Source organism: uncultured Pseudophaeobacter sp., assembly GCA_905479575.1.
Taxonomy (GTDB): Bacteria; Pseudomonadota; Alphaproteobacteria; order Rhodobacterales; family Rhodobacteraceae; genus Pseudophaeobacter.
Map to the genome: position 1 here is coordinate 19,854 of CAJQNB010000043.1, position 7,882 is coordinate 27,735.

General features: G+C 60.8%; 6 protein-coding genes and 1 pseudogene. 4 read left to right on the forward strand and 3 right to left on the reverse strand.

Features of this window, described 5'->3' with window-relative positions; genetic code table 11:
• Positions 1-199 precede the first annotated feature (199 nt).
• Both QZ268_RS12740 and QZ268_RS12745 read right to left on the reverse strand, forming a co-directional pair.
• Positions 200-1,432: a sigma-54 dependent transcriptional regulator gene (locus tag QZ268_RS12740; protein WP_295453156.1), complete on the reverse strand. Its 1,233-nt coding sequence runs from the start codon at positions 1,430-1,432 to the stop codon at positions 200-202.
• On the reverse strand, positions 1,429-3,177 hold the full coding sequence (locus tag QZ268_RS12745; protein WP_295453158.1) for an ATP-binding protein: 1,749 nt from the start codon (positions 3,175-3,177) through the stop codon (positions 1,429-1,431). The genes QZ268_RS12740 and QZ268_RS12745 overlap by 4 nt, the downstream gene beginning before the upstream one ends.
• 88 nt (positions 3,178-3,265) lie before the next feature.
• On the opposite strand from QZ268_RS12745, the gene QZ268_RS12750 reads away from it, so the two are divergent.
• Complete coding sequence (locus QZ268_RS12750; RefSeq protein WP_295453161.1) at positions 3,266-4,447, forward strand: cytochrome P450; 1,182 nt, start codon at positions 3,266-3,268, stop codon at positions 4,445-4,447.
• Positions 4,448-4,580: 133 nt separating this feature from the next.
• On the opposite strand, the gene QZ268_RS12755 is transcribed toward QZ268_RS12750, so the two are convergent.
• Entirely contained in the window at positions 4,581-5,048 is a 468-nt protein-coding gene (locus QZ268_RS12755; protein ID WP_295453164.1) for an Lrp/AsnC family transcriptional regulator, read from the reverse strand.
• Between the two features lie 157 nt (positions 5,049-5,205).
• Here QZ268_RS12755 and cobA point away from each other — a divergent pair, with 157 nt between their 5' ends.
• The 3 genes and pseudogenes from cobA to QZ268_RS12770 all read left to right on the forward strand — a co-directional run.
• Positions 5,206-6,024: a uroporphyrinogen-III C-methyltransferase gene (gene cobA / locus QZ268_RS12760; protein WP_295453167.1), complete on the forward strand. Its 819-nt coding sequence runs from the start codon at positions 5,206-5,208 to the stop codon at positions 6,022-6,024.
• Entirely contained in the window at positions 6,024-6,332 is a 309-nt protein-coding gene (locus tag QZ268_RS12765) for a DUF2849 domain-containing protein (protein ID WP_295453170.1), read from the forward strand. Before cobA ends, QZ268_RS12765 begins: the two co-directional genes overlap by 1 nt.
• Positions 6,325-7,882, forward strand: a pseudogene (locus QZ268_RS12770) (nitrite/sulfite reductase); the annotation flags it as partial. The gene QZ268_RS12765 and the pseudogene QZ268_RS12770, both read left to right, overlap by 8 nt.

The following is a 7,882-nucleotide window of genomic DNA, read 5'->3' on the forward strand; positions in this document are numbered from 1 at the left end:
CAGCAGCAGCCCCACGCGGGCACGACAGGGTTGTGCGAAATCTCGCACAGGGATTGCCAGCCTTGTGCGGAAAACCGCACAAAGCGACAACGCCTGATCTCACCTGAGCCACCGCCCGTGACCTGCAGGAATCGCCAAGCTGGGGACTGCCGGGTTGGTTGATTGCCAGGGCCGTTGGGTCGGGGTGGCCGAGGCGAGATCAGGCGCGGCGATAATCCTCTGGGCGGATGCCATAGCGGGCCAGTTTGTCATAGAAGGTTTTACGCGGCAGTTTCAGTGCCTCAGCCGCTGCGGCGGCCCTGCCATTCTGACGTCCCAAAGCCGCGATCAAAAGTGAGCGCTCCACCTGGGCCATTTGCTCTGCCAGGCCCAGTTCGGTGGCACCGCTAATCTCATCCGGCATCCCCAGAACAAACCGCATGGCTGCCGACATCAGCGAGCGCGCATTGCCCGGCCAATCCTGCGCCATCAACCCCGCCAGATGTTCTTGGCTGATCTGCGGCGCCTCAATCCCGGCCTGTTCCGCGGCCTGAGCCACATACAGCCGGAACAGCACCGGGATATCGCCAGGGCGCTCGGCCAGTGACGGAATACGCACCCGCATGCCTTCGAGCCGGTAATACAGGTCGGCGCCAAAACTGCCTGCAGCAACCAGCCCCGCCAGATCGGCGGTGCTGCCTGCAATCAGCCGTGTCTCGCCCCCCTGTTCGACCCAGTCCAGCACCGCATATTGCAGCGCTTCGGAGAGGGCTGAAATCTCATCCAGAAACAACGATCCACCAGCGGCCTGCTGACACAGCTCCCGCAGGTCAGCGGTGCTCAGCCCCGCTGAGGGCGATTTGACAAAGGGCGCCTGGGCGCGCGGTGACATTAGGTGGATCACCTCTGCCACCTTGGAAATGCCGCTGCCGGCCGGCCCCGCCACCAAAACCTCGGCCGAGGTTGGAGCCACAGCGCGCACCCGCGCTCGCAGCTCATCGGATTGCTGGGAGGTGCCAAACAACATGCGCGCCGCCGGATCGCCCTCTTCCAGCTGTTGTTTAAAATCGCGGTTCTCCAGCACCAAGTGGCGGGTTTTCAAAGCCCGCTGCAGCGTCGTCAGCAGATCCGCAGTGACACAAGGCTTTTCCAGAAAGCCAAAGGCCCCCCGTGACATCGCCTTGACCGCCATGGGAATATCCCCCTCACCGGTCAACAGGATCACCGGCAGGTCGTCGTCAATGCCGCTCACGTAGTCCAGCAGGTGAAACCCATCCCGCCCCGGCATCCGAATATCGGACAGGATTACCCCGTCAAACTCGGCAGTGATCAAATCCTTTGCCACCACAAAGGACCCCGCAGTAATGGCTTCCAGATCATTCAGCTCCAGCGTCTGCGCCAAGGCCTCACGCAGGGCGGCATCGTCATCGACGACCAAAACCTTCCGGGTCATATCGCGGCATCCTCATTCCAGCGGTCCAGCTCGACAGTGAATACGGCACCGCGCGTGCCATTCCTGCCGTGGATATTGCCGCCAAAGCTCTGCAACAACCCATAGGATATCGACAGCCCCAGCCCCATGCCCTCAGAGCTGCTCACCACCTTGGTCGAGTAAAACGGATCAAACATCTTTTCCGGTTCTTTAATGCCTGGGCCAATATCAGACACCACCACCGCGAGCCGGTCTCCAGCCTCCAGGGTTATGGTGATCGCGCGGCTGTCCTGGCCCAACATTGCATCAGCCGCATTGTTGATAAGATTGACAAAAACCTGTGTCAGTCGCACTTCACCGCCCCAGGCATAGATCGGGTTCTCCCCCACTGGCGGGCTCCAGCGGAGCGTCACCGCGTCGGTTTCCAGGCGTGAGGCTGTCAGCTCCACCGCGGTATTGATGACCTGCACCAGATCCACCCGCGCCATCGGCTCGTTCTCATTGCGCGAAAAGGCCCGCAGGTTTTTGATGATCCGCGCCATGCGCGCCGACATGCCTGCAATACGCGTCAGATTTTCCCCAACCCGGTCGATCTGGCCCCGTTGCAAGAAAGCATCGCCATTTTCGGCAAATTGCTGGATCGCCATCAGTGGCTGGTTCAGCTCATGGCTGATCCCCGCAGACATCTGCCCCAAGGCCGAAAGCTTTCCCGCCTGGACCAGCTCTTCTTGCGCCTTCTTCAAGGCAGCCTCTGCATCCTGGCGTTCACTGACTTCGCGCCGCAGCTGGCTGTTGGTGGATTGCAGTGCACGGGTACGGGTTTCAACGCGGCTTTCCAACACCGCGTTGGCCTCGGCCAGGGTTCGGCGCCGCTCCATGGTCAGAAACAGAAAACTGCCAAAGGCAAGGCAGAGTGCCGCCAGGGCCGCAGCCTGAAGCAGAGCCAATCTGCGGGCCGGGGCCACATCCACCAGGATCTGTCCCGTCAGACCGATGACCGGCAGATCTACCGTCAAATGCAGGGCGCGACGGGGCAGATAGGCGCTGCCAGAGAGCGTCCAGATCTCGTACTCACCCTGGGTATAGACCTCATAGTCCAGTTTTTCCTCCGCAGCCCCTGCATTGGCGCCCGTCTCTTGTCCCTGATGCCAGAACAGCAGCTCTGGCCGGTTTGAGATAAAAACCTCGCCATGGTCATTGGTAAAAAATACCGCAGGCAAAGAGCCCTGCCAGGTCTGCTCCACGTCTTCGACATCGGCCACCACCACCAGCACCCCGGACACCCCGGACACCCCGGCTCCTGGCGCAAAGTTGGGGGCGGCATAAAAATAGGCGCGACGGCCGTTTTCAGCCAAAACATCCGACCCAACCCCCAGCGCGCCCTGCATGGCGCGCCGGAAATAGTCCGCATCGGCAATATCACCCCCGGTGACACCCGCCGCTGCCACCAGCACTGCGCCACTGGTATCCGCATAAAACACATCCAAAGCAGAGGTTTTGTCGGCAATGCTGCGCAACACCCACTGCGCAGCCTGCCGTTCCGCTTCGCTCTCCAGCTGTTCCAAAACCGGGTGATCTGCGGTCAGAACCGCAAGCTCTTGATAGATCTGCAACTGGGTGCTGACCCGATCCGAGGCCAATGCAAGGTCCGCAACGCTGCGCTCCGCCAGGGACTCAAGCGCCTGACGGTACCCATAAATCCAGGTCGCTCCGACTATACAAGATACTGCAAGGGCAACCCCCAGCAGCAACGGCCATCTTTGCATCAGTTTTTGCTCTCTTTTGACCCGAAGTTTTTTCCCAGTCTAGCAAGACTGAGCTTGCAAAGACCACCCATGAAGGCAAAGTCGGGCAATGAAAACAGTCAGCCAATCCCCGACCGATCCCGCCTTTGTGCAAGACCCGTACCCCTTTTATCACAGGGCCCGTGCCCAGGCTGGATTAAACTATTGGCAAGACTACGGCATGATAGCCGCCTTTCGCCGCGCCGCTGTTCACATGCTGCTGCGCGATCGCCGTTTTGGCCGTGAGATGCCGCCAGAACTGTCCACTGCCGCGCCGCAGCACCTTGCGCCCTTCCTGGCGCTTGAGGCCCATTCCATGCTGGAGGCGGAACCACCCCGCCATACCCGGCTGCGCAAACTGGTGATGCGCGCCTTTACCTCCCGCGAGATCAAGGCGCAGCAAGCCGGCATTACTGCGCTTTGCCACAGCCTGATTGATGCCTTCCCCGATAGGCCCTTTGATCTGCTCTCGGCCTATTGTACCCAGGTGCCGATAATCACCATCTGCCGCCTGCTTGGCGTGCCCACCGAGATGGCACCACAGCTGCTGCGCTGGTCCCACGATATGGTGGCCATGTATCAGGCCGCCAGAACCCCAGAGACCGAACAGGCCGCCGCTAGCGCCGCGCAGGACTTCACCGCGTTTCTGGCCGAGTATGTGCACAAACGCCGCTCAGAGCCCGCAGATGACCTGATAACCCGGCTGATTGCCGCAGAGGAGCAAGGCGACAGACTCACCACCGACGAGCTGATCGCCACCTGTGTCCTGCTGCTCAATGCGGGCCACGAAGCCACGGTGCATGCCCTTGGAAATGGTGTCAAAACCCTGTTGCAGCAGGGCTGGGATCCGGCTTGGCTGGCACCCACAGGCATCGAAAACCTGGTCGAAGAGATCCTGCGCTTTGACCCACCTTTGCATCTGTTCACCCGCTACGCCTATGAAGAGGCAGAGGTCATGGGCCATACCTTTCAACGCGGCGATCAGGTGGCGCTGCTGCTGGCCTCGGCCAACCGGGATCCCGCTGCCGAAGACGACGCCGAAATCTTTGACCCCAGCCGCCCGGCACGCACAAATATGTCCTTTGGCGGCGGGCTGCATTTCTGCGTTGGCGCCCCTCTGGCGCGGCTGGAAATGCAGATTGCACTGCCCATCCTGTTTCAGCGCTGCCCCGATCTGAAACTCGCCGCGGACCCACGCTACAGCAACAGCTACCATTTTCACGGACTGTCTGAGCTGCAGGTAACGCGCTAGCTCCGGTTCTCGGCTCTCGGCTCAAGGAGGAGGGGGGGGGGCAAAAGCCCCAGCCAAACCACCAGGCCCGGCGTTCTGCGTCGCGGCGCCACAGGCAGAAATAGGCGCGCGGTAGCGCCCCTTTTGGCAGGGGTTAGCTCTCCAGTGGCAGCATAGTGGTGGATTTGATCTCTTCCATCGACAAAAGCGCCGTTACATTATGCACCTTCACCTCTGAAATCAGCGCCTGATAGAACACATCATAGGCCCGCGCGTTTTGCACCCGCACCTTGAGAATATAGTCGATATCCCCCGCCAGCCGATGCGCCTCCTGCACTTCCGGGCGGTCGCGCAAAGCCTTCAGAAACTTGGCCTGCCAATCCGCCTCATGCTCTGAGGTGCGGATCAATACAAAGAAACAGGCCTCAAACCCCAGCGCCTCTGCATCCAGCACCATGGTCTGCTGACCAATCACCCCGGCCTCGCGCAATTTGCGGATCCGATTCCACACAGGGGTCTTGGAACTGCCCACCTGACGGGCGATTTCATCCAGCGATTGCCCCGCATCGCGCTGCAGCTCCGCCAGAATTTTCCGGTCTGTCACATCGATCCGTGCTGTCATTCTCAATTTCCCTCTACTTTAGGACAAACCCACCCAATGCCACCTCCAGTTAGAACAAACCACCTTATTCATTCTGAGATATAGCGCAATAGCGGGAATATTTCCTATATACACTCGTAAGTCAAACAACAGCCAAACAACAGCAAAGAGGCCAGACATGACCGGTCCAATGACACATACTGCCAATTCCCCCGCGCACAGCCGCAGCGGCATGTGTTGCCTGAACCGCGGCCAAGTGGCCTTTGCCGGCTCTGGACCCGGCGATCCTGAGCTGCTGACCCTCAAGGTGGCACGCGCGCTGCAAGAGGCGGATGTGATCTTGTTCGACCGGCTGGTCAGCGCCGAGATCCTGGCGCTTGCAGGGGCGCAGGCGCAGCTGGAAGACGTCGGCAAAGAGGGCTTTGGCCCCTCGATGAGCCAGGAAGAGATCTGCGCCCGTATGGTTGCCCATGCCCAGGCCGGCCACAAGGTTCTGCGCCTGAAATCCGGTGATCCCACCATCTTTGGCCGCCTGGACGAGGAGCTCACCGCCTGCGAAGAGGCCGGTGTCGCCTATCAGATCATGCCCGGTATCACCGCAGCCTCTGCCGCCGTTGCCAGTATCGGCCAGAGCCTGACCCAGCGGGGGCGCAACTCCTCGGTGCGCTTTCTCACTGGCCATGACACCCGTGGCTTTGCCGATCAGGACTGGGCCGCTCTGGCCCGCCCCGGCGAGGTCGCAGCCATCTACATGGGCAAGAAATCCGCCCGTTTTGTGCAGGGCCGCATGATCATGCATGGCGCCAATCGCGCCACGCCGGTCACGGTGATCGAAAACGCCTCCCGCGCCAATCAGCGGGTGTTGGAGACCACCCTGGAACGCCTGCCAACAGATCTCGCCGCAGCGGATTTTGATGGTCCCGCTCTTACCTTTCTTGGGCTCGCGCCGCGCCAAAGCCTGGCCGCCCTTTCAGACCTAAACATGGAGCTTGCATAATGGCCCGTCCCTTCACCCCCAAAGTCATCACCGCCAATGATCTTCTGGAAGGCGATGTGATCTACTTCCAGGCCGACAACAGCTGGACCCGCGATCTCGCCCAGGCGGAATTGATCGTCGATGAAGCCGAAGCGCAGCTGCGCCTGCTGGAGGCTGAAAAGCAAAATATCCGCATCGTCGGCGCCTATCTGGCCGATGCCAAGGCCGGCCCCAACGGCCCGGAGCCGGTGCATTTCCGCGAAGATTTCCGCCGCAAAGGCCCATCCAACTACAGCCACGGCAAACAGGAGGCCGCAGCCCATGTATAAGTACAACGCCTTTGACGAGGCCTTTCTGGCCGAACGCAACGCCCAGTTCCGCGCCCAGGTTGCCCGCCGCATTGATGGCTCGCTCACCGAGGATGAATTCAAACCGCTGCGCCTGATGAATGGCGTCTATCTGCAGCTGCACGCCTATATGCTGCGGGTTGCGATCCCCTATGGCACGCTGAACTCTGACCAGATGCGCGCCCTGGCGCTGCTGGCCGAGAAGTGGGACAAGGGCTATGGCCACTTCACCACCCGCCAGAATATCCAGTACAACTGGCCCAAGCTGAACGACATCCCCGATATGCTGGATGCCCTCGGCGAAGTCGGCCTGCACGCAATCCAGACCTCTGGCAATACAATCCGCAACACCACCGCAGACCACTTTGCCGGCGCCGCCGCGGATGAGCTGACAGACCCGCGCCCCTATGCAGAACTGATCCGCCAGTGGTCCACCGACCACCCCGAGTTTCAGTTCCTGGGCCGCAAGTTCAAAATCGCCATCACCGGCAGCCCCAATGACCGGGCCGTGACCAAAGCCCATGACGTGGGTCTGCGTATGGTCGAGCGCGACGGCGAGATCGGCTTTGAGGTCATCGTCGGCGGTGGCCTGGGCCGCACCCCCATGGTGGGCAAAGTCATTCGTGACTTCCTGCCGCAGCCGGATTTGCTGCCCTATCTGGAATCCGTTCTCAGCGTCTATAACGTGCTGGGACGCCGCGATAACAAATACAAGGCCCGCATCAAGATCACCGTGCAGGAAAACGGCATCGAAAAAGTCCGTGAGCTGGTCGAGGCCCGCTTTGCAGAGCGGCGCGCCGAGTTTGACGGCACCGATCAGGCGCTGCTGAACGAGATCAAGACCCATTTTGCGGCCCCTGCGTTCCGCTCTGGCGACATCAGCACCTATGACGCCGCCTATGCATCGGATCCGGTGTTTCGCGCCTGGGCCGATACCAACCTGGCCGCACACCGCGACCCCAACCATGCCATCGTCACCATCTCGATCAAGGCCCATGGCCAAACCCCAGGGGATGCCAGCGCAGAACAGATGCGGGTTATGGCGGATCTGGCGCAGGAATTTGGCTATGATGAGCTGCGCATCAGCCACCAGCAGAACGTGATCATTCCCCACGTGCATAAATCCGACCTGCCCGCGCTGCATGCGCGTCTGAAACAGCACGCTCTGGCCACCGCCAATATCGGCCTGATCTCGGACATCATCGCCTGCCCCGGCATGGATTACTGCGCACTTGCCACGGCGCGGTCCATCCCGATTGCCAAGAGATCGCGACCCGTTTTGACGATCTCAAGCTGGAGCACGATGTAGGCCCGCTCAAGATCAAAATCTCTGGCTGCATCAACGCGTGTGGACACCACCATGTCGGCCACATCGGCATCCTAGGGCTCGACCGTGCGGGTGTGGAGAACTACCAGATCACGCTCGGCGGTGACGGCACTGAAAACGCCGCGATTGGCGAACGTGCGGGACCGGGTTTCTCTGCGGACGAGATTATCCCTGCCATTGAACGTCTGGTCATGGCCTACCTCGA

Excerpts from the sequence above, each read along its gene's own strand:
- QZ268_RS12755 (WP_295453164.1), bottom strand. The coding sequence starts at position 5,048 with ATGACAGCACGGATCGATGTGACAGACCGGAAAATTCTGGCGGAGCTG.
- QZ268_RS12765 (WP_295453170.1), top strand. The coding sequence starts at position 6,024 with ATGGCCCGTCCCTTCACCCCCAAAGTCATCACCGCCAATGATCTTCTG.
- QZ268_RS12745 (WP_295453158.1), bottom strand. The coding sequence starts at position 3,177 with ATGCAAAGATGGCCGTTGCTGCTGGGGGTTGCCCTTGCAGTATCTTGT.
- QZ268_RS12750 (WP_295453161.1), top strand. The coding sequence starts at position 3,266 with ATGAAAACAGTCAGCCAATCCCCGACCGATCCCGCCTTTGTGCAAGAC.
- cobA (WP_295453167.1), top strand. The coding sequence starts at position 5,206 with ATGACCGGTCCAATGACACATACTGCCAATTCCCCCGCGCACAGCCGC.
- QZ268_RS12740 (WP_295453156.1), bottom strand. The coding sequence starts at position 1,432 with ATGACCCGGAAGGTTTTGGTCGTCGATGACGATGCCGCCCTGCGTGAG.